Source organism: Colwellia hornerae (assembly GCF_007954355.1).
GTDB classification, from domain to species: Bacteria; Pseudomonadota; Gammaproteobacteria; order Enterobacterales; family Alteromonadaceae; genus Colwellia_A; species Colwellia_A hornerae.
This window is the reverse complement of sequence record NZ_VOLR01000001.1, coordinates 127,110-150,136: the sequence shown is the minus strand read 5'-3', so window position 1 is coordinate 150,136 and position 23,027 is coordinate 127,110. Positions and strand designations below refer to the sequence as shown.

The window sequence follows — 23,027 nt, the reverse complement described above, 5'->3', positions numbered from 1 at the left end:
AAAACGGTATACGCGATGAAAACAGTTAAATGATCTACAATAATTTGCAAATATTATCGTTGATAGTGCGAGGTATAACTGGTGAGCAATAATGATGAGATAATTAAAAGTTCTTGGCAGCGTTGTCAACGTTATGGTTTAGAGCAATCAAGCAAACCTGAATTACACCGCTTAGACCAAAATGATCGGAATAGTTTGGATGAAGAGTATCGTAAGCTCATCCAGACAACCAGTACTGAAGTTTTACCTTATTACGAAAATATACTATCGAATACCCAATGTTTAATTATGCTTACCGACAATCAGGGACATGTACTAAATAGTTGGGGAGATAAACGATTTTTAGCCTCATCCCAAAAATCAATCTTTGAAAAAGGTATTGATTGGAGCGAGATAAAAAATGGTACTAATGCCATTGGTACTGCTCTTGCTTGTGGATCCGCCGTGCAGGTCCAGCGAGATGATCACTTCCTCAAAGCCAATCGCTTTATGATTGGCTCTGCCGCCCCTATTTATGATGTAAATCGCACTTTACTTGGCGTGTTAGATATTTCTAGTGATGCCTATTTACCACAATCTCACACATTAGGCATGGTAAAATTGATGTCGCAATGTATTGAGAACAGGTTGATCATTAGCACGTTTGGCGACGACTACTTTTTACTGACCTTTAATACCAATATAGATAACTTGGATAGTCAATGGACAGGCATTATCGTTTTTAACGATGAAGGCACCATTATTTCAGCAAATAAGCGCGCAGAAGTATTACTATGTTACGATCTTGCTTTAACAAATATTGTTGATATTATTGATATCCCCTTACAAAAAATCAAAACAAAGATCTCTAACTTACCCTTCTCTTTTAAGGTATTGAATAAGTATAATATGCATGGGTTTATTAAAGCCCCTATCCAAGCTGACATACAAGCCGTTGATTTTCGAACAAATAAACCATCAACTTATGACGCTGATATTATCCCATTAGAAAAATTTGGATTTGGTGATGAAAAAATATCTCGCTGTATTGAACAAGCTGAACGAATTATAGATAAAGATATCCCTATTCTCATTTATGGTGAAACTGGCGTAGGCAAAGAGGTATTTGTTAAAGGATTACACAAAAGTAGTCAACGTAAGAATCACCAACTTATTGCGGTTAATTGCGCGGCAATTCCTAGTGACTTAGTAGAGTCCGAACTTTTTGGTTATGAAAAAGGCGCTTTCACTGGAGCATCCACTAAAGGCGCTATTGGCTTTATTCGCAAGGCTCATAAAGGGACTTTATTTCTTGATGAAATAGGAGAAATGCCACTCGGTGTCCAAAGTAGGCTATTACGTGTTCTTCAAGAAAGAAAGGTGACTCCTTTAGGGTCAACCGAAAGTTATCACGTTGACATAAAACTTATCTCAGCGACTAACCGTAGTTTAAAACAAGATATTGAATCAGGATTATTTCGTCAAGATTTATATTATCGCGTTAGTGGTCTCAATATAGAATTACCACCACTACGTGAACGAACTGACAAAAAACAGCTTTTTCACCAAATCAATGCACTTTATAGCAGTAATAGCAGTACTGAGAAGTTATCAACTGAAATTGTTGAATTATTTTATCAACACCCTTGGCCTGGAAATATACGACAACTGGTTAGTGTCATTAAAATTGCTCAGGCAATGGCTGATAATAAAACCATTGAAAAAAAGCATTTACCCGATGATTTTTTTGAAGATCTAAAAGAAAATAAAGCAAAAACTAACAAAAATATAGATACAATAGAACAATTCACCCCCGTAAATAATAATTCGGCAGACCAAGCAGAATTACTGCAAGTGTATAACGAATATAATGGCAACATTTCAAAAACAGCAAAAGCTTTAGCCATTAGCCGGAATACTTTATATAAGCGATTAAAGGAAATAGGTATTCGTTAAGCCGCCCTGTAATAACGCTTATTTTAGTAAGATAATGTCGGTAATTTAATCAATAATCCATTCATGTCAAAAACAAAAAACTTATGAATAGGGATATAAATTTTTATTTGTGTATCGGTATGATATTTATGAATTCCCGCAAGATGCATCACTAAGTTAAAATGATTATTTGAAATTCTCAGGATTGTTTCAGAACCACTAATCTCAGCTAAATCAACTCTCATTGATAACTCTAAGTCACTATCGTCAACAGGCGCCATTTTTAAATGACTCGGTCGTATACCGAAACGGTAATTACCTGGGATTAAATCATCAAGTAGTGAGCTCAGCGGAAAGCGCAAAAATTGAGCAAAGATAATTTGACTGTCATCTATACAGCCATCTATTAAATTTATTTCCGGATCACTGGAAAGTTTAGCCGATTCAATATTACTCGGTTGATTGTAAACATCAACAGCAAGCCCTTCCTGGATAACGTGTCCTTCATGCATTAAAATCGATTTTCCGCCTAGTACCATGGCAATTTTAGGGTTGGTTGTCGCATAAATAGCAATACAATTACGCTCCACTAATAAATCTCTTATTTCCGCGCGTAATTCTTCACGTAATTTATAGTCAAGGTTAATTAATGGCTCATCTAAGAGTAGAATATCGGCATCTTTAACCAAGGCGCGAGCCATAGCCGTTCGTTGTTGTTGACCACCAGAGAGCTCTAATGGATAGCGGTCTAGGTAAGTCTCAATATGTAATGAGGTAGCAATTTCGTTGACTCGGTAATCAATTTCAGTTTTTTTTAAACCAAGCACGCGTAATGGCGAAGCAATATTTTCTCTAACCGTGAGATGTGTATAATTAATAAATTGATGATGTACCATCGACACATTCCGCTTCTGCACCGGGGTATTAACTAGGTCTACACCGTTCAGTAATATACGGCCCGAAGAAGGAGTTTCTAAACCAGCGATTAATCGCATTAAAGTGGTTTTTCCTGCATTGACGGCACCTTTCTTGCCGAGCAACACATTAAAAATGCCTGACTCTAATGTCAAGTTCACATTATGAATACGTGTTGAACCATTTAATTCGTACGAAAGATTTTCCAACACTAACGACATAAAATTACTCAATTGACTTACTTACTTTCTTTATTACTAGCTATAGTATGACAATTTTTGATTGCTGTCTGTTTGATTATAATCAAAAATTGCTCTTTATTTAATAAATTACCCCCTAATAAGTTATTACTCTTAGGTCAAATCAGATTCTATTAATAGTGTCTTTGGTCACGTTAAATTATAAAGGCGCTAAGCAGAGATCGGTGAATAATGTACACTGGGCAAATATAAAGAAGTAACGTTATTTATTAAATAAGGCTGATTAATATTGATTATTATGCTGAGTTAAGGGGACGTTGTTGATAAATTAACAATTGTTATAACGATATATGACAGTAAAACAAGCGAGTATTATTTTTAACTGAAATTTGTAAAGCGTATTAAATATAAATATTTACTGGGTTGCACAAACACGGATATGCCGAATAATAGCGATTATTTAGACTTTATTATTGTGAATCAAATTATTACAGTACTCAACTAACTAAAGTAGCTAAGGTGAGCACTGTACTTGTAAAGAAAAAGCTAGCAGAATTAGGCTTTTCTTTGTTGTAATTCAATGGTTGATTTGACTTTTATACCTGAATTAAATATCTCGATAAAACGTTCCAACTCAGATTTTTCTATTGAGGTTAAATGCAGGCTAAGTTTACTTCTACGCCAAATAATATCTTCAAGGTCAACAGCCCATTCTTGTTCAATTAAATACTCAACCTCGCGTTGATAAAGACCCGCACCAAAATACTCTCCCATACCTTCAAGCGATTTAATACCACCACAAATTTTGTGGCTTAATGTGCCATAAGAGCGAACATAACGATTAATTATTTTACGGGGTAACCAACTATATTGGCGTTGCAAGCTGGTTTGTAAATTGTGTTGATTGTCAAAATTTCCCCCGGGTAAAGCTGTATGTGCTGTCATGCATTTACCGGCATCAGGGAAATGATTAATAATGCCATTAACTGCAGCTTCAGACAATTTACGATAAGTGGTGATTTTGCCACCAAATACTGATAACAAAGGCGCTTTTCCCTGAGGTGCATCTACTTCGAAGGTATAATCACGGGTTACTGCTGCGGGTGAATCTGATTCGTCATCAAGTAACGGTCTAACACCTGAATAAGTCGCAACGACATCGCTGCTTGATATTTGGTGTTTAAAGTGGCCATTAACTACCGAGATTAAATAATCCGTTTCTTCTTTTGAAATACACGCAGTCGCTGGATCACCAATATGCTCTATATCTGTTGTCCCAATCAAAGAAAAGTCATCTTCATAAGGAATGACAAAAACAATACGCTTATCTTCATTTTGTAAAATATAGGCCTGCGTCTCATTATGAATACGCGGAACTATAATGTGGCTACCTTTAATCAAACGAATTTTTTTAGGAGATGGCGTTTTCAATGCTTCATCAAAAATACTTGTTACCCAAGGACCAGCGGCATTTACTAACGCTTTAGTTTTAACAACCTGCTTTTGCCCGGTTATATTATCATGGAGTGTTACTTCCCAAATATCACCGACTCTCTTTGCATCAGAGCAACGAGTACGTGTCATAATATTTGCGCCTTTCTCTCTTGCGGCTATGGCATTAAGAACCACCATCCGAGCATCATCAACCCATGCATCAGAGTATTCAAAGCCCTTAGTGATTGTGTCGACAACGGGACTATTTTTATCAAATTTAATTCCCTTTGAGCCCTTTAGTGTTGCTCGTTTAGCTAAGTTGTCATACATAAACAAGCCAATTCTTATCATCCATGAAGGACGTAGATGGCTACGATGAGGCAAACGAAAACGTAAAGGCCATATAATATGCGGGGCATTTTTTAATAATATTTCACGTTCAGCAAGTCCTTCACGAACTAAGCGAAACTCATAATACTCAAGGTAACGTAAGCCGCCATGAATAAGTTTACTACTGTTTGATGAGGTTGATGAGGCGAGATCATTCATTTCACAAAGTAAAACATTTAGCCCTCGACCTGCTGCATCGGCAGCAATACCTGTACCGTTGATCCCCCCGCCAATAACGAGTAAATCATGAATAACGCTTTGATCTTTCATATTGTCCCTTTAATTGCCACAAGGAGGAAGTTAACTTCGACCCTAACTACCTTGTCGCTATATGTACTTAACTTTAGAATGTTATATTCTGAACAATACAGTCAATGTGAAACCAAAGCAACACAAAACGAACATAAACGAACATATATTTATACTTTTTTTATTAAGTCATCATCACCTAATTGCAAAGCATTTAAATTGAAAGTGCGTGTTCAAAATTAAATAATTAGAAATACACTAAAATTTAACTTTAATATAAAGGGGGAAAGGTAATAAAATTAATTATTAAGGGTTAGTAGTAATCAATAATTTTTAATCAAACTAAATGTAATGTGACTTTATAATCTAAAAGAATTTTCTGTATTTCTTCAGGAGGGAGTGCATCGGTAAAAAAGTGATCTGCTTGATTAATATTACCTAAACGTACCATAGCGTTACGACCAAATTTAGAGTGATCAGCCGCCAAAATCACTTGTCGTGAATTGGCAATAATAGCTTGAGCTACCCTAACTTCTCGATAATCGAAGTCTAAAAGAGAACCTTCGATATCAATGCCACTGATGCCAATAATACCAAAATCCATACGGAAATTTTTAATGAAGTCTTCTGTTGTTTCACCTATAACGCCACCATCTCTATGTCGAACTTCTCCGCCAGCAATAACAACAGAGAAATCTTCCTTAGCGCCTAGTATAGAAGCAACATTTAGGTTATTGGTCACAATTTGAAGGCCTTTATGATCCAATAAGGCACGTGCAATGGTTTCAGTTGTAGTACCGATGTTAATAAAAAGTGAGGCTCCATTTGGGATCATCTGCACGAGTTCTGCAGCAATTTTTTCTTTGGCTTGAAGATCCATAATTTTTCGTGTTTGATAGTCAGTATTGACAGTGCTCGACTCAATACCCGCACCACCATGATGACGTGATATTTTTTGTACTTTAGCTAATTGATTAAGATCACGACGAACGGTTTGAGGTGTCACTTTAAAGTGTTCGACGAGTTCGTCAATGCTGACAAAGCCGCTTTTTTTAATCATCTCTAAAATTAACGCTTGTCGTTGCTGTTGTGTCATTAAACTTATACTTTATTAATTAGAAGTTGCTATTTTGCCAGCTACATCGTGATAAGCAAACAAATTAACCAATAATATTTTTTGTGATGTTGTAATTATTATATAAAGACTATAAAGTGAACATAAGCGAACTTTAATGAAAATTTAACAACGTACTTGGATTTTGCATGACTGACTATATTTTATCAATTGATCAAGGCACTACCAGCTCTCGGGCTATTCTATTTAACCGTGAAGGTCTAAGTGTGCATTCTGCCCAAGAGGAGTTTCCACAATATTTCCCAAATGATGGTTGGATTGAACATGAGCCAACAGATATATGGCAAACCGTAGCGCGTACCTTTCAACAAGTCATTACCAAAATGGATACCGATAAAGATGTCATTAGAGCGATTGGTATCACCAATCAACGTGAAACAACACTCGTATGGGATCGTAAAACAGGTCAGCCGATCTATCGAGCCATTGTTTGGCAAGATCGTCGTACCAGCGAGTATTGTCAAAAACTTAAAGATGATAATTTAGAATCGTTAATCAGTGAAAAAACAGGATTGTTAATTGACCCCTATTTTTCGGCTACAAAAATTTGTTGGATTTTAGACAACGTTGATGGTGCTCGTCAACGAGCTGAAAATGGAGAGTTAGCTTTTGGCACCGTTGACAGCTATATATTATGGAAATTAACCGCTGGCAAAGAACATCGTACCGATGCAACGAATGCATCACGTACGATGTTATTTAACATACATACACAAGAATGGGATGAAGAGTTACTCACCATTTTCAATATTCCCCGCGCTTTATTACCACAAGTTATGGACTCTTCTGATAACTTTGGTGTTACAGATAAAGCTATGATGGGCGTAGAAATTCCTATATTGGCTATGGCGGGTGATCAACAAGCCGCACTATTTGGCCAAACCTGTTTTCGCGAAGGTATGGCAAAAAGTACCTACGGCACCGGTTGTTTTATGATTGTTAATACCGGTGAAGTAGCGTTAAAATCAGAAAGTAGACTACTGTCAACTGTAGCTTATCGACTTAATGGTAAAGTAACCTACGCTTTAGAAGGGAGTATTTTTATTGCTGGCGCTACTGTTCAATGGTTACGCGATGGTCTTAAACTGATTGATGATGCCGGAGATACAGAGCCTCTAGCACGACAAACTCCCGTTGATCATGGCGTTTACTTAGTACCCGCATTTACAGGCTTAGGTGCACCCTATTGGGATCCGAATGCGCGTGGAGCTATCTTTGGTTTAACTCGCGATACAGGCATTAAAGAAATCGTTACCGCTGGTTTGCAATCTGTTTGTTATCAAACTAAAGATTTACAAAAAGCGATGGAAAATGATGGTGAAAGACCTATTGCATTGCGTGTTGATGGTGGCATGGTACGAAATAATTGGCTGATGCAATTTCTTGCTGATATTTTAGGTGCTACGGTTGACCGTCCCAAAATCACAGAAACAACGGCATTAGGTGTCGCTTATCTGGCAGGGCTCAAGGCTGGAGTATATAACTCTCTTGAGGAGTTAGAAGATATGTGGCAACGAGAAAGGCGTTTCGAACCACAATTTGATAAGACAACTCGTGATGATTTATACGATGGCTGGAAAAATGCTGTACGCCGCGTGCAAAGTGAGTAAAAACCATAAATTCAGTGTGTTGCCTTGTTAATATTCAACAACGGTAATTTATTTACTGGGGTATATAAAACAACTAATGACCAAGTGAATTGATAAGGTAGATTACTGTCTTATATTATGCACTAAAACAAAAAAAGCCTGAATAACAAATTATTCAGGCTTTTTTTATGGGCATTGCTAAAGCAAAACCGACTTAAAAAGCGCCTATCTTTTGGTCAACTTTCCTTTAAGACCTGATTTACTGCCAGATAGCTCGCGCAAGTAGTAAAGTTTGGCTTAACGTACATCACCACCGCATTTGACTTCAATAGAGTCACAATAGGGCTATATGTCTGCCATACATAGTAAAGAAGAGTAAGGCATTATCGAGATGAAAAGCTATCAGTAAGGTAACAATGATTTGTAACTAGTACTTTAGCTAACAAAACGCCTCAAATTATAGTTTACAAAAAAGCATTTACTCGGTGAGTAAATGCTTATTAAGAATAACCAAACTGATATATCGGATTATCCGAATTTAAAATCAACGATAGTTAATGCTGATACCGGCTATTTTAAGACTGTTTTTTAAATTTACGCGAGGCTAAACCTGTCATTGCCAACAAAAAAATAGCAAATGTCGATGGCTCAGGAACCGTCGATGGATCGGGAACGTCAACACTACGTACGAAAAATGCCCCTACAGTAATGTCAACGTTATTGGTTAGTAAACCTCCTCCCCAAATATCTAAACCTAGGTTAACGGCGGCAATGCTTGATATTGCATTTAAACCGCCTAAGTTACTTAAGCCATCGTTGTTCGTATCAGCAAGTATGCCTTGTAGTAAGGGTAATCCCATGGGACCTCCGCCAAATTTTTCATGGAGTTCTTGTATAGCGACTATGCTAGCCGGTGAATGTCCTAGTCCTAACCCAAACCCCAGAGTGCCGGTTCCGTCTAAGCCCAGTGTGATACCAACATTTTGGAATAATGAGATTAACTCTACATCTGTTGCCAAATGAAACCCATCAGCCGTCCACTGATTAGCGCCTTGGAGAGCATCTAAGTTCATACCATAAAAAATTGATACATCTAACCACTCCATTTGGCCAATTGTATCGACAGTAAGTAATCCATCTGCTGCTGCTGAGTAATCTTTACTGATTAACCCTGCATTCGCGTATGCACCTGCAACCATAGAGCACATTATTATTAATTGCTTTAAAAATTTAAATTTCATTTTGCTTACCTCTTATAGTAAATAATCGTAGGATAAATATTCGCAGAATGGATAACATAATTTTTATCATGCAAATAAATCACTCCACTTATTGACTAATGCAATAAACACACCAAAAATAATAACCATTAAATTCAATAACATAAAAAAGTTAAATGATAATATTATTAAATTGCAAATTATTATGAGAAGTGACTGACCTGCTTCTTTAACATCATACTGTTAAACTTCATTATAAGCCGACCATGCGCAAAAAATTGTTGTTCGCTATTAGTACTGTCCAATTAAGTTAATAAACTGCCTCTGATAAGTAAAATCAGTGAGTTTTAAATCTTCAGTAAAGTAATATGAGGGTTTAACTTGTTAGTCGTGTTAGGTAGGTAAGAAAATAATTTTTAGGATCAGTAAGGTACGGTTGATTTATTTCAGTATGCACTAAAACAAAAAAAGCCTGAATAACGAATTATTCAGGCTTTTTTTATGCGTATTGCTAAAGCAAAACGGGCTTAAAAAGAGCTTATCTTTTTGCCAATTTCTCTTTAATACGTGCTTTACGGCCAGATAGCTCGCGCAAGTAGTAAAGTTTAGCTTGACGTACATCACCGCGACGTTTGACTTCAATAGAGTCAACAATAGGGCTATGTGTCTGGAATACACGTTCTACACCAACACCGTTCGAGATTTTACGAACAGTGAATGCAGAATTGATGCCACGGCTTTTTATTGCAATAACTACACCTTCAAATGCTTGAAGACGTGATTTATCACCTTCTGTAACTTTTACTTGTACAACAACAGTGTCGCCTGGTGCGAATGCTGGTAAATCTGTTTTCATCTGCTCTTTTTCGAGCATATCAATAATGTTACTCATAATACCTTCTTCCTAGGGTTCACAGGCATCAACAAAATCATTTATTATCTTCTTTAATAGAAGCTAACATTTTCTTTTGTTCTGCTGTCAGAGCTAGGTTAGTTAATAGTTCTGGTCTTCTGGTCCATGTTCTTTCTAGTGACTTAAACATACGCCATTGCTTTATGTGTTCGTGATTACCACTTAATAGCACTTTAGGTACCGACATAGCTTCTATTGAAGTGTCGAGTACTTCTGGCCTTGTATAATGAGGACAATCTAATAAACCCTCTGAGAAAGAATCTTGCTCAGCTGACTGATTATGTCCTAAAACACCGGGCACAAAACGTGCTATAGCATCGATCATGTTCATTGCGGGGAGTTCTCCACCACTTAAAACATAATCACCGACAGACCATTCTTCGTCGATTTCCGACTCAATTAATCGTTCGTCTATGCCTTCATAACGCCCTGCTATAAATAGCAGCTTATTATGTTGTGCTAATTCGCGTACACCAGCTTGGTCGAGCTTACGTCCCTGCGGCGACAAATATATAACCTTAACTTGTTCTTTATCAGAACTACTATTATCACCTATCGCAGAATCTGCAGCGAAATTCGCAGCAGCTTTTGCAGCTTTAATAGCATCACGTAGCGGTTGCACCATCATTAACATGCCCGGACCACCGCCATAAGGACGGTCATCAACGGTTCTATGTTTATCGTGCGTAAAGTCTCTTGGATTCCACTTATGAAATTCAATTAACCCGTTACGGATCGCTCGGCCTGTCACCCCATACTCTGTAATGGCGTCAAACATTTCAGGAAAAAGGCTTATCACCCCATACCATCGTTTGTTTGTTGAAACACTATTACTCAAGTTAGAAACCTGGGTCCCAGTCAACACAAATTTGTTTATTTTCAGCACTAATTGATTTTACAACTTGTTCAAAAAGATACGGAATTAAACGCTCTTTTTGACCAAAGCCGTCATTACGATTAGCTTTAACAACCAGTACATCGTTAGCGCCAGTTTCTAAAATTTCAGAAACATGACCAAGGTCGTAACCTTTGTCAGTAACAACAGACATGCCGATCAAATCGCGCCAGTAAAACTCCCCGTCGGGCAATTCTGCTAGTGCGCTTTCGTTGACAAATATTTCTGAGCCGACAAGCTTTTGGGCTATATCACGATCATCAATACCAGCAACATGAACAACGAGTCCGTTATTATGTTTGCGCCAATCAGATATATCGACTGATTGTATTTTATTCCCTAATTTTAGAGACCAAGGAAAATAGTCTAATATAGCTTCGGTTTCATCAGTGAACGAATGAATTTTCAACCAACCTTTGATACCGTAAACTGCGCCTACTTTACCTAAGATGACTTCTTTATTTATTTCTTCCACAACAACTCCTAAACCTACTAAATTAATTAAGCTGCTACTTGAGCGTCTTTAACTAACTTAGCCACACGATCAGATAAACCAGCACCTTGACCAACCCAATGGTTGATACGGTCTAGGTCTAAGCGTAATTTCTCAGCTTGACCTTCTGCTGTTGGGTTAAAAAAGCCAACTTTCTCGATGAAACGACCATCGCGAGAGTTACGGCTATCTGCAACAACAACCTGATAGAATGGACGCTTTTTGGCGCCGCCACGAGCTAAACGAATGGTTACCATATCGCCCTCTATTATTTAAAGTGTTAAAACGAATTTTCCAGACATTTCCTGACACCCTAGGTGACAGAAAAGCTCGCGTATTTTACGCTTCCTAGGATAAATAGCAAGTATAAAGATCGCGCAGTGCTAATGATAAACCTGAAATGACTAAAGACTAAAAGCAAAAAAGGTAACGAATGCTACCTTTTGAAATAAAATATCGATGATGTTTACCTTAACGGCCAAACATTCCGCCACCTGGGCCGCCTGCACCGCCACCTGGGGCATCATACCTTTCGTAGGAGATTGCCGCATCATTTTATGGTTAAATAATGCGTAACTTAACGGCCAAACATTCCACCACCTGAGCCGCCTGCACCGCTGCTTGGGGGCATCATGCCTTTCGTAGGAGATTGCCGCATCATTTTATGGTTAAATAATGCGTAACTTAACGGCCAAACATTCCGCCACCTGGGCCGCCTGCACCGCCGCTTGGGGGCATCATGCCTTTCGTAGGAGATTGCCGCATCATTTTATGGTTAAATAATGCGTAACTTAACGGCCAAACATTCCGCCACCTGGGCCGCCTGCACCGCCGCCTGGGGGCATCATACCTTTCATCGAACGCATCATTTTTTGCATGCCACCTTTACCTGACATTTTTTTCATCATTTTTTGCATCTGCATAAATTGTTTTAATAAACGATTCACATCTTGAATTTGAGTACCTGAACCTGCGGCAATTCTGCGTTTTCGAGAGCCTTTAATAATATCAGGACGCTCACGTTCACCTTTAGTCATAGAGCTAATAATAGCTTCCATTCTTAAAGTTAATTTATCATCCATTTGATCTTTAATTTTATCTGACATATTGCCCATACCCGGCAATTTATCCATCATGCTGGTCATGCCACCCATGTTTTTCATTTGCACAAGTTGCTCACGAAAATCTTCTAAATCAAAACTTTTACCACTTTTGAATTTTTTGGCTAATTGCTCAGCTTTCTTTTTATCTACTTTTTGCTCAACTTCTTCGATTAAAGAAAGTACGTCACCCATACCAAGAATACGCGAGGCAATGCGGTCAGGATGAAAAGGTTCTAATGCTTCAATCTTTTCACCAACACCCATAAATTTAATAGGCTTGCCGGTAATATGACGAATAGAAAGCGCAGCACCGCCTCGGGCGTCACCGTCAGTTTTGGTTAGTATGATACCGGTTAACGGTAAAGCGTCACCAAAAGCTTTCGCGGTGTTCGCCGCATCTTGTCCGGTCATCGCATCAACGGTGAATAATGTTTCTATTGGATTAATAGCGGCGTGTAGGTCTTGAATCTCAGTCATCATGTCTTTATCGACATGTAAACGACCGGCGGTATCAACAATTAAGACATCAAATAAAAACTTTTTAGCATGTTCGATAGCCGCATTAGCAATATCTATAGGCTTTTGCGAAATATCACTTGGGAAAAATTCAATGTTAATTTCATTCGCTAATGTTTCTAGCTGTTTAATAGCCGCCGGACGATAAACATCGACACTGACCACTAATACTTTTTTCTTTTCACGCTCGGTTAAGTATTTTGATAACTTTGCCACAGAGGTTGTTTTACCCGCCCCTTGCAAACCTGCCATTAAGACTATTGCTGGTGGAGCCGCTTTTAAATTAAGGGTCTCATTGACTTCCCCCATAGCATGTTCAAGTTCTTTTTGAACAATTTTTACAAAGACTTGTCCTGGAGTTAGACTTTTAGAGACATCTTGACCAACCGCGCTTTCTTTTACTTTAGCGATAAAATCACGAATAACCGGTAAGGCAACATCCGCTTCAAGAAGTGCCATACGCACTTCACGTAATGTTTCTTTGATGTTGTCTTCAGTTAATCGGCCACGGCCACTGATATTTTTTAACGTTTTCGTTAAACGATCGGAAAGATTCTCAAACATGTATGACTCTATATTGTGCTGAATATAAAAATTATTGCATATTATACCCGCCAATAAAATAAGCGAAAGGATTAATACCAAATCCCTTTAGTTTCTTCACACTTAATCGCGTTAAATTTATTAATGGGTTACAGCCGTCATTAACCGCAGCTAAAGTAAAAAAGTCGTCGTTATTTGATGTAGACTAATGCACCTTAATATAAGTATGGTAAGCTGTAGGTTAGTTTAACTTTTATATAATTAACATAGTGACTGTCTTGGAATATTTATCTGCATTATTGACCAACTTTTTAGCCTTAAGTGCTGAAGCAAGTCCTTGGTTATTATTAGGTTTACTCATTGCTGGTTTAATGAAGTCTTGGGTACCGACTAAAATTTTAAGTAAACATTTAGGCGAAGGGAAACTCGCTATTGTTAAAGCCGCTATTATTGGTGCACCACTACCTTTATGCTCATGTGGTGTTATTCCTGTTGCGACTGAATTACGTCGCAGTGGTGCTTCCGCTTCCGCAACTGCTTCCTTTCTAGTTGCCACGCCAGAAACAGGCGTTGACTCGGTTTCTGTTTCTTATGCTTTATTAGGACCAGTGTTTGCTATTTATCGGCCAATAACAGCGATACTTTCTGCTATTATGACTGGTCTACTGGTTTCAACGATAAAAAAAGAAGACATTACTTTACCTAAAGCGGCTCCAAAAGATGCTCCGAGTTGCTGCCCAAGTCAGAAAAAAATGGTCGCCGAGCCAGTACTTGTAACCGAAAATGTAAAGCCTTCATGTTGTGCCAGTGAAAAAAAAACCGCAACAGCTAAAAAACCAGCAAGCTTTATCAGTAAAACCACCTCAGGTATTCATTACGCGGCAACACAATTGATTGACGACATTATTATCTGGTTACTCGTTGGTCTAGTTTTTGCGACCTTAATAAAAACATTTCTGCCCACATCATTTTTACTCAGCTACGGCAGCGGTTTAGGCGCAATGTTAGTGATGATTGTTATTTCAATTCCTATGTATATTTGTGCAACAGCCTCGACTCCTGTCGCTGCTGGTTTTATTTTAGCCGGTATATCGCCAGGCACTGCTCTCGTCTTTATGATGGCAGGCCCTGCAACCAACATTTCAACGTTAGGCGTCATTAAAAATGAAATGGGTAGCAGTGTTTTAATCCGATATTTATTAGGTATTTCATTATGTGCGATTGGCTTTGGTTTGTTACTTGATTGGGGCTTAGCGTTTTTCGATATAAATATTAGTCAGCAAATGCAACACAGCCATGAATTACTACCTTTTTGGTTTGGACTAACTTGCGCAGGTTTAATTGCCTTCTTATCGATAAAACCTTTAAGAAAATTAGTTTTATAGTTTTAATATAGGGTGTATTACCCGCATTCTGATAGAATCGTTTGCAGGTATAAATACCTAACTTTTAAGTTCTTGTGTGGGAGCACGTTGTGAGTTTTTCGGATATTTGTTCTTTAATTGCATTTTTTGCTTATGCTGTGGCAACTTCTGCAATGTTATTACGTTTATTTCATCCTAAAGGGCCTAATTTAGTTTTTGTATTATTTTTTGGTTGTTTAGCTATGGTGCTACACACGTTAAGTAATGCACAGTTTTTAGTTGCTCAAGCGGATATTAACTTTGCCTTGCCTAATGTTATTTCTTTAGTCAGTTTAATTATTTGTTTATCCATTTCAGCCTTCGCCTTGCGCTTTAAGGTAAATTTACTCTTGCCGGTTATTTATGGCTTTGCGGGTATTTGGCAATTACTGATGGTATTCATACCCAGCGTAGAGCAAGCCCCCTTAATTAATCATCAATTAAGTGTGATAAGCCATGTGACGCTTGCACTGCTCTCTTATTGTACCTTGATTATTGCCACACTCTATGCGTTTCAAGTGGCTTACATCCATTTTAAACTAAAAACAAAAAATTTGGCGGCGGTCAGTCACTTACCGCCACTGATGCAAGTTGAAGGTCAGCTTTTTATTATCTTAAGTATCGGCACGAGTTTTTTATTGCTCAGCCAAGTGATTGGTTTCTTATTTTTAGATGGGATGATCTCACATGAAAACTTACATAAAACAATACTGTCTTTGTTAGCCTTGTTGGTCTATTCAACGACATTATGGGGTCATTATAATAGAGGTTGGCGCGGACACCGTGTATTAATATTAATGGTTACCGGTAGTGCTTTATTAACATTGGCATATTTCGGTAGTCGATTTGTTAAAGAATTTATTTTACTGTAAATTATCAAAATAATGGTCATTAAGAAACGTTATAACGTACTTAATGGCTATCTATAACACAACATAGGGTTCCTTTTTTGGACAACATATCAACGGAAATGCTCTTTGCCATTCTTGGCATTCTAATTATTCTATCTGCCTACTTTTCAGGATCTGAAACTGGCATTATGTCGCTTAATCGCTATCGACTTCGCCATTTAGAAAAACAAGACCATCAGGGTGCGAAACGTGTTAGTAAATTATTGGAGCGTCCAGACCGTTTAATTGGTTTGATACTCATTGGCAATAATCTTGTTAACATTGCGGCCTCTGCGATAGCGACTATTATTGGATTACGTTTATTTGGTGACATGGGGGTATTAATTGCAACTATTGCATTAACACTTGTTGTGCTTATCTTTTCTGAAGTAACCCCAAAAACATTAGCGGCGTTATACCCTGAAAAAATCGCTTTTCCTAGCTCAATTATCTTATCTTTTTTATTAAAGCTGTTGTTCCCTTTCGTCGTTGCAGTGAATTGGATAACTAACGGTTTATTACTATTGATTGGTGTAAGTTCTGAACAACGTGTTCATCATAGCTTAAGCTCTGAAGAGCTAAGAACCGTAGTAAATGACTCAGGGGCTATGCTACCCGAGCGCGATCAAAATATGTTGGTGGGCATTCTTGATTTAGAGAAAGTGACCGTTGAAGACATTATGATCCCGCGCAATGAGTTAGTCGGCATTGATATTAATGAAGACTGGAAAAAAATTCAAAAACAACTGGCTCAATCAAACCATACCCGTGTTCTGTTGTATCGGGACAATATGGATGATGTTGTCGGTTATATTCATCTTCGTGATGCCTTAAAGCTATTATTCAAAAATCAATTTACTAAAACCACCTTAATCAGAGCGATAAAGGAATTGTATTTCATTCCTGAAGGCACCACTCTAAATGTCCAGTTATTAAAGTTTCAGCATGCCAAAGAACGATTAGGTTTAGTGGTTGACGAATATGGCGACATTCAAGGCCTAGTGACCCTAGAAGATATTTTAGAAGAAGTTGTTGGCGACTTCACAACAACGATGACCCCCACAACAAGCGAAGAAGTCAATGCACAACCTGACGGCAGTTACTTAGTCGATGGTAGTGCTACAGTTAGGGATATTAATAAAGAAATGGCATGGAATTTCCCTACCAGTGGTCCTAAAACATTAAATGGCTTAATCATTGAATATTTAGAAGATATTCCAGAAGCTAATTTAAGTGTCCGCATCGCAGGCTACCCTTTAGAAATTGTTGATGTTTCAGATAATATGATCAAAACAGTTAGGATCCTTCCTGAACTTTATGTCGAGAACGATAAAGAAAAATAATCAGGATAGTCTCATCACTGATATAACATAAGGCCTTAAACCATCATTTTAAGGCCTTTTTTTATGGCATCCTTATCATAGGAGTAGTTTGTTTTTTATCAGCTTATTTCTTATTTTGTGGATAATAGCAGCAAGTAACAAAGTTATTCACAGAGTTATTCACAACGCCTGATCTAATCATGATTTTTCCACAATTTCTGTGGATAACAAAACGCAGCCCAATAAGAGCGAGCCCTCGAATAATGCAATGCCTTTCTTTAATATTTATGAAGTTTTTTTTACAATAATTTTTATGATAAGAAACGTATGCCTTTGCGGGCATTTTTTACTGAAAAGAGATTATTTAGGCACTATTTATGCTATATGCTATGACTATTTATGTTATGTACCTTATAAACGATAGTTGGTTTTAATTTAGCCCTAGAAATTAAAAAGCATGACCTTTTTATCAAAGATCATGCAAATAAAGCCACTTTCCACTATGTGGGCTAATACACCTTAAGTAAAAAATAACCGCCACAACCAACCGTGGTTTAAATCTGCTTCACAGCTTTTCAATTGACTACTATAGCGTCGTGCGCGGTTATCAACTTTTCTAGCAACTTTTGCCAGCCAAGGTTTCTTTTTATAAGAACGACGCTTAAAACCACCCCAACCTTCGTGATAATTTAAATATTGATTGTAAGCATCCCATTTAGAGACCTTATTAATTTTTTGGGTTTTAAATATAAACCAGCCCATAAAGTCGATAGCGTCATCAAAGTCATCACGGTCGGCGCCTGAGTTGTCTGTTTCTTTAATATAATCATCCCAGGTCATCGTTTTTGCTTGAGAGTAACCATAAGCGGTACTTACGCGTCCCCAAGGGATAAAACCCAGTAAATAGTCCCTAGGAGGCAAAGCATCGGCTCTAAATGAACTCTCTTGGAACATCATACTCATTGGCACATGAATGGGCACACCCCAGCGCTCACGGACTTCTTTGGCAGCAAAATACCAATCACGATGCTCGCGAAAAATTTCACAGATATTTTCAGGGTTTTTGGGCGGTGACGTAGCACAACTACCGAGGAGTGCGATGCTGAACAATGAAATAAAAAAAGGCTTAATAAACGACATAACATCAGTACGTTATTGAATTAGATGCTGTTATCATGACAGAAAGATCACCTTATACCAACTAGATAATAATGAGGGTAGTGCTGTAAAAAAAATATTTTCATTTTAAGGAAACTTTATTGAACTAAATATCAAACAGCCACTCTTACCTTATAAGTGTTTATGTTTCCCTTAGTACTTATGTTTTTATTGCGCATGCTTTTTTAAGTCATGCGTTTTTTTTTGCCTAAATTTCCGTAATTATTTTTCAAAAACATCTTAGTTAATCATCAACAACTCTATCAATAAAACAATTAACAAAAATATATAAATAAATGGAACTAAAGCCAGAACGGCTAGTCCTACTTTATAAGTGTTTATGTTCCCTTAGTACTTATGTTTTTATTGCGCATGCTTTTTTAAGTAATGCGTTTTTTTTTGCCTAACATTTAGCAAAATAAAATGAGTAAAGTTAATCCAACAACGAAGTGAAGGCTGACGAGAACAGTTATACTTGAACAGGAGTTTTATTGACGGGAGTGAAAGATTAAATAGCGCGTTATCTAACGCGCTATATTGGTTAGTAATGATTAATAAGGACTATTTACCAAAATAATCCGCTAAAAAAGTATCAAAGTCTACTTGATCTGAATTCTCAATATCCTTTTGTCCTTGATGTGACTTTATTGCCGCGTCAATAAAATACTGCTCATTAAACACTTGATAATCTGCCGCCAGTAACTGTTGACGATAGTCTTGTGCTTTTTGTAAAGCGATCCCCGTTAAACTTTTATTTTGGTTTACCACACAGTCAAGTAATTGCGCGGAAGGTGTTAAATTGGGATCAAGCAATTTTTGTTGTTCATTGGCGACCGCTTGACTATACTTTTTACTGCCATAAGCGCTATCTAACAAGGTTGCGACTTTCTGCAGTTGCTCAAAGATTTCACTGCCCCACGTTTTCACTGATTTATCACAACCATTATCATTGAGTAGTAAAAGTGGATCTCTGCCTCGAACAACAACTTCATCCATATTGGCATCGCAGCTTTCTTGTTGTTGATAAGTAAATAAAGGGCTGTCTGCTAAGGCACAATAGGTAATAAAAACATCAAGAAAATAAACTTGCTCGATGCTTATTCCCGTATCAGAGAATGGATTAACATCAAGGGCACGCACTTCAATGTATTCAACCCCTCTATTTCTTAATGCCTCTGAAGGTTTCTCTCCAGATTTAGCGACTTGCTTAGGTCGAATAGGCGCGTAAAGTTCATTCTCAATTTGTAAAATATTGCTGTTAAGCTGCTGATATTTTCCATTAACTTTGACACCAAAGGCAGCAAATTTTTCTGAAGGTAAATTAATCGCATTTTGCACACCATCTAAATAACCATCTAAATCGTTATAACAGATCTTCAACGATGCTTGCTCGCTGTTGGTGTATCCTAAATCACTCATTCTTAATGATGTAGCGTATTCGAGATACATATAGCCACTCGCTGACTTTTTAAAAGGTAGCGTGGTGGTTTTATTTTTTAAAAATGAACCACAGATGGTGGGCGAACTGCCGTAAAGATAAGGTATCAGCCAACAATATCGTTTGTAGTTACGCAACAGTGAAAAATACTTTTCAGAAATGAAATCATTTATTGGTGCCTTATTTTCTGAAATCTTTTGCATACTTTGCCAAAAGTTTTGAGAAAATGAGAAATTAAAATGAATACCAGAAATAACCTGCATCATACTACCGTAGCGATTTTTTAGCCCTTGACGATAAGCCGTTTTCATCTGACCTACGTTTGATGAGCCGTAGTTTGCCAGCGGTATAGCATCATCATTGTCAACAAAGCATGGCATACTCATCGGCCACAGCAATTCACCATCAATTTTGCTTAAGGTATATTTTTGAATGTCTTGCAGTTGCGCGATAGTTGTTTCGGGATCAAAACTGACCGGAGTAATAAACTCTAATAACGTTTCTGAGTAATCCGTGGTGATATTAGGGTGTGTTAACGCAGAGCCTAAGCGCTTATGGTGGGGTGCTAATGACAAACGCCCCTCAGGTAAAACACGTAAACCTTCACGTTCTATGCCTCGCCCAATACCGGTTAAGGAAGATAAATGTTCATCTTGGCCAAATGCCATTACATAGTCATCAAAAGAAAGTTTCAAAAATAATCCCTAATACATTAAGCGGAGCTGCTATTCACTATTTGAGGGTAATAATTAACTTTTCAATACTTTATCGTATTAAAAATCAATCTTAAGTGACATCCTCAAAATAACCATTCATCTTCTCAAAGCACTAGACCGTATTACTCTACCTATATTTTCAAAATAATACTCAATCTCTTACAAAGCAGTTTCTAAACATTAACGCTTACGGTAAAGTGCCTTACAAGATAATAATAAGAAAATAGTTAAAATCATGCAAGACAGTCCTTTATCATTACTTCCTCCACTTGTTGCTATTGTTATTGCCGTTTGGCGAAAAAATGCTTTGTTAGCGTTATTCTGTGGTTTGATTTTAGCAAGTATAATGTCGACAAACTGGCAATTAATAACAGGCTTAACCGATGGTTTATTTGCCATTGGTGGTGTATTCACTTCAACCAGTAACCTTTATATCGTTAGCTTTAGTTTATTGATTGGCGCTTTAGTGACCTTGATGAATAAATCAGGCGCGGTTAATGGTTTTATCGAAAAACTGTCCTCATTAAATTTAGTCAAAAACGCTCGACAAGCCAGTATGCTGCCAACAATTATTGGTACCAGTATTTTTACCGATACTAATTTAAGTATGTTTACTGCCGGTATGGCCAGTCAGAAACTCTTTGATAAATATAAAATGAGCCGCGCAAAGCTGGCTTACCTTATCGACTCAACGTGTGCGCCAGTCAGTATTTTATTATTAGTAAACGGCTGGGGCGCTTATGTATTAGGCTTGCTTGATGATTATCAACTTGCTGACTCAGTGGGTGTTTTAATCGGCACTGTTAGTTATAACTTTTATGCGATAATCGCTATATTACTGGCTTTTTATACCGCCTACAGCGGAAAAATTTATGGTCCAATGAAAAGAGCCGAGTCCTTGGTAACCGAACAGCAACAAGACTCAGTAAAACAAATCGCGCCTGCATATATTATGTGGTTACCGTTATTAACGTTACTAGCCTTAACCTTAATTTTATTATGGATAACAGGTGATGGCGACATACGTCGCGGCTCAGGCTCCTTTGCTGTTTTCTGGTCAATCACCAGTTCTTTCATTTTATTAGTGCTATTAATTAGCTTTCATAAACTCCTTAATGTTAAAGAAATCACCACAAGCTCCGCCGTGGGTATTAAACATATGTTCCCTGCTGTTGCCATTTTAGTGTTGTCATTTGCTTTTGGTGATGCGATAAAAGGTTTGGGCACAGGTATTTACGTCAGTGAGTTATTTAATGTTGAACTGCCGTTATTTTTGATGGCGCCAGTTATTTTTATTGCTGCCGCGTTAATGGCTTTCGCAACAGGAACCTCTTGGGGCACTTTTGCAATATTGGTTCCTATTGCCGTACCTATAGCTCAACAGAGTGGTTTACCCATAGAGTTTTTAGTCGCTGCTGTACTAGGTGGTGGCGTATTTGGCGACCACGCTTCTCCTATTTCTGATACAACCGTGGTGGCATCAATCGCCAGTGGTTGTGATCATTTCGAACATGTTAAAACACAATTACCTTATGCCTTATTTGGTGCAGTGCTTACTATTATTCTTTATATCTTCGTAGGATTAGGGCTTTCATAAGTGCAATCGATTAATATAATTTTTGAACACAATGATTTCATCATTGTAGAAAAACCGGCCGATATGAACTTTCATGATGAAGGCGAGCTTGAGCAAGGTTTTTTCAACCAAGTAAAGAAACAGGGTAAGTTTGACGATTTATTTCCGGTACATCGCCTTGACAAAATGACTTCGGGCTTAATGATTTTTGCAAAAAATTTAGCGACCACACAACAGTTTCAAACCTTATTTGAACAACATAAGGTTGAAAAGTATTACCTGGCGATCAGTGATAAAAAACCTAAGAAAAAACAAGGTTTGATCAAAGGCGATATGGAAAAAAGTCGCCGAGGTATGTGGAAATTACTCCGTACGCAAGTCAACCCAGCGGTTACACAATTCTTGTCGTATTCACTTAGCGATGGCCAGCGTTTATATTTATTAAAGCCGCACAGTGGTAAAACACACCAACTACGTGTTGCCTTATCAAGTATTGGCTCACCGATACTTGGCGATCCACTTTACGCAACGCAAGACGCTTATCAAGAGCAACGTGGTTATTTACATGCATACGCGCTGAGCTTTACTTTACATGGGCAGAAATATCAATATCTACTTTGCCCTTCTTTGGGTGAAAAATACTTAAGTGAATCTTGCCAGCAACAATTAAGCGCTATTAAAGCGCCTTGGTCACTTGCTTGGCCAAATATAAGTTAGCAACTGCCGCTACTGTTCAAGACATATCCTGAACGTATTTCAGTCATCATGATACAGAAATACGTTCAACATGACGATAAGAGTGGACAAACTCCGTTCATCCTGAACATTCGTCGCTCCTTACCATCCTTGGCAACACGACATACCGTTCATCCTGAACATTCGCCGCTCCTTACCATCCTTGGCACCACGACATACCGTTCATCCTGAACATTCGCCGCTCCTTACCATCCTTGGCACCACGACATACCGTTCATCCTGAACATTCGCCGCTCCTTACCATCCTTGGCACCACGAC

The 23,027-nt window shown here is 37.9% G+C and carries 18 protein-coding genes; 7 read left to right on the top strand and 11 right to left on the bottom strand.

Annotated features, from left to right (window positions below; genetic code table 11):
* Positions 1 to 81: 81 nt before the first annotated feature.
* Positions 82 to 1,935, top strand: coding sequence for a sigma-54-dependent Fis family transcriptional regulator (locus tag ESZ26_RS00560; protein ID WP_223271692.1), 1,854 nt, complete (start codon positions 82 to 84; stop codon positions 1,933 to 1,935).
* Between the two features lie 23 nt (positions 1,936 to 1,958).
* On the opposite strand, the gene ESZ26_RS00555 is transcribed toward ESZ26_RS00560, so the two are convergent.
* From ESZ26_RS00555 to ESZ26_RS00545, 3 genes are all read right to left on the bottom strand, one after another.
* Positions 1,959 to 3,050 carry an ABC transporter ATP-binding protein gene (locus tag ESZ26_RS00555; RefSeq protein ID WP_146796059.1) on the bottom strand — a complete coding sequence of 364 codons (1,092 nt, stop codon included), beginning with the start codon at positions 3,048 to 3,050 and terminating at the stop codon, positions 1,959 to 1,961.
* Positions 3,051 to 3,584: 534 nt separating this feature from the next.
* A complete protein-coding gene (gene glpD, locus ESZ26_RS00550) occupies positions 3,585 to 5,123 on the bottom strand; it encodes a glycerol-3-phosphate dehydrogenase (RefSeq protein ID WP_146796056.1) in 1,539 nt (512 codons plus the stop codon).
* Between the two features lie 316 nt (positions 5,124 to 5,439).
* On the bottom strand, positions 5,440 to 6,198 hold the full coding sequence (locus ESZ26_RS00545) for a DeoR/GlpR family transcriptional regulator (RefSeq protein WP_146796053.1): 759 nt from the start codon (positions 6,196 to 6,198) through the stop codon (positions 5,440 to 5,442).
* 167 nt (positions 6,199 to 6,365) lie between these two features.
* On the opposite strand from ESZ26_RS00545, the gene glpK reads away from it, so the two are divergent.
* Positions 6,366 to 7,847, top strand: a complete 1,482-nt coding sequence (gene glpK / locus ESZ26_RS00540; RefSeq protein WP_146796050.1) for a glycerol kinase GlpK — start codon at positions 6,366 to 6,368, stop codon at positions 7,845 to 7,847.
* Between the two features lie 554 nt (positions 7,848 to 8,401).
* Here the strand turns inward: glpK and ESZ26_RS00535 are convergent.
* From ESZ26_RS00535 to ffh, 6 genes are all read right to left on the bottom strand, one after another.
* Entirely contained in the window at positions 8,402 to 9,067 is a 666-nt protein-coding gene (locus ESZ26_RS00535; protein ID WP_146796048.1) for a PEP-CTERM sorting domain-containing protein, read from the bottom strand.
* 517 nt (positions 9,068 to 9,584) lie between these two features.
* Positions 9,585 to 9,938 (bottom strand): 50S ribosomal protein L19, encoded by a 354-nt coding sequence (gene rplS / locus ESZ26_RS00530; RefSeq protein WP_070375882.1) that lies wholly within the window; start codon positions 9,936 to 9,938, stop codon positions 9,585 to 9,587.
* Positions 9,939 to 9,975: 37 nt separating this feature from the next.
* Positions 9,976 to 10,797 carry a tRNA (guanosine(37)-N1)-methyltransferase TrmD gene (gene trmD, locus ESZ26_RS00525; protein ID WP_223271693.1) on the bottom strand — a complete coding sequence of 274 codons (822 nt, stop codon included), beginning with the start codon at positions 10,795 to 10,797 and terminating at the stop codon, positions 9,976 to 9,978.
* Position 10,798: 1 nt separating this feature from the next.
* Positions 10,799 to 11,329 (bottom strand): ribosome maturation factor RimM, encoded by a 531-nt coding sequence (rimM, locus tag ESZ26_RS00520; protein ID WP_070375881.1) that lies wholly within the window; start codon positions 11,327 to 11,329, stop codon positions 10,799 to 10,801.
* Between the two features lie 26 nt (positions 11,330 to 11,355).
* On the bottom strand, positions 11,356 to 11,604 hold the full coding sequence (gene rpsP / locus ESZ26_RS00515; protein ID WP_070375880.1) for a 30S ribosomal protein S16: 249 nt from the start codon (positions 11,602 to 11,604) through the stop codon (positions 11,356 to 11,358).
* A 534-nt stretch (positions 11,605 to 12,138) separates the two neighbouring features.
* A complete protein-coding gene (gene ffh / locus ESZ26_RS00510) occupies positions 12,139 to 13,530 on the bottom strand; it encodes a signal recognition particle protein (protein ID WP_146796042.1) in 1,392 nt (463 codons plus the stop codon).
* 248 nt (positions 13,531 to 13,778) lie between these two features.
* On the opposite strand from ffh, the gene ESZ26_RS00505 reads away from it, so the two are divergent.
* The 3 genes from ESZ26_RS00505 (at position 13,779) to ESZ26_RS00495 (ending at position 17,145) form a co-directional block, all read left to right on the top strand.
* Entirely contained in the window at positions 13,779 to 14,894 is a 1,116-nt protein-coding gene (locus ESZ26_RS00505; protein WP_223813300.1) for an SO_0444 family Cu/Zn efflux transporter, read from the top strand.
* Positions 14,895 to 14,983: 89 nt separating this feature from the next.
* Positions 14,984 to 15,784, top strand: coding sequence for a cytochrome C assembly family protein (locus ESZ26_RS00500; RefSeq protein WP_146796035.1), 801 nt, complete (start codon positions 14,984 to 14,986; stop codon positions 15,782 to 15,784).
* Positions 15,785 to 15,861: 77 nt separating this feature from the next.
* A complete protein-coding gene (locus ESZ26_RS00495; RefSeq protein ID WP_146796032.1) occupies positions 15,862 to 17,145 on the top strand; it encodes an HlyC/CorC family transporter in 1,284 nt (427 codons plus the stop codon).
* Between the two features lie 498 nt (positions 17,146 to 17,643).
* On the opposite strand, the gene ESZ26_RS00490 is transcribed toward ESZ26_RS00495, so the two are convergent.
* Both ESZ26_RS00490 and gshA read right to left on the bottom strand, forming a co-directional pair.
* Complete coding sequence (locus tag ESZ26_RS00490; RefSeq protein ID WP_146796029.1) at positions 17,644 to 18,264, bottom strand: transglycosylase SLT domain-containing protein; 621 nt, start codon at positions 18,262 to 18,264, stop codon at positions 17,644 to 17,646.
* A gap of 579 nt (positions 18,265 to 18,843) precedes the next feature.
* Entirely contained in the window at positions 18,844 to 20,415 is a 1,572-nt protein-coding gene (gene gshA, locus ESZ26_RS00485; RefSeq protein WP_317615693.1) for a glutamate--cysteine ligase, read from the bottom strand.
* A 256-nt stretch (positions 20,416 to 20,671) separates the two neighbouring features.
* On the opposite strand from gshA, the gene ESZ26_RS00480 reads away from it, so the two are divergent.
* Positions 20,672 to 22,033, top strand: a complete 1,362-nt coding sequence (locus tag ESZ26_RS00480) for a Na+/H+ antiporter NhaC family protein (RefSeq protein ID WP_146796026.1) — start codon at positions 20,672 to 20,674, stop codon at positions 22,031 to 22,033.
* Positions 22,034 to 22,729 carry a TIGR01621 family pseudouridine synthase gene (locus ESZ26_RS00475; protein ID WP_190278358.1) on the top strand — a complete coding sequence of 232 codons (696 nt, stop codon included), beginning with the start codon at positions 22,034 to 22,036 and terminating at the stop codon, positions 22,727 to 22,729.
* Positions 22,730 to 23,027 lie beyond the last annotated feature (298 nt).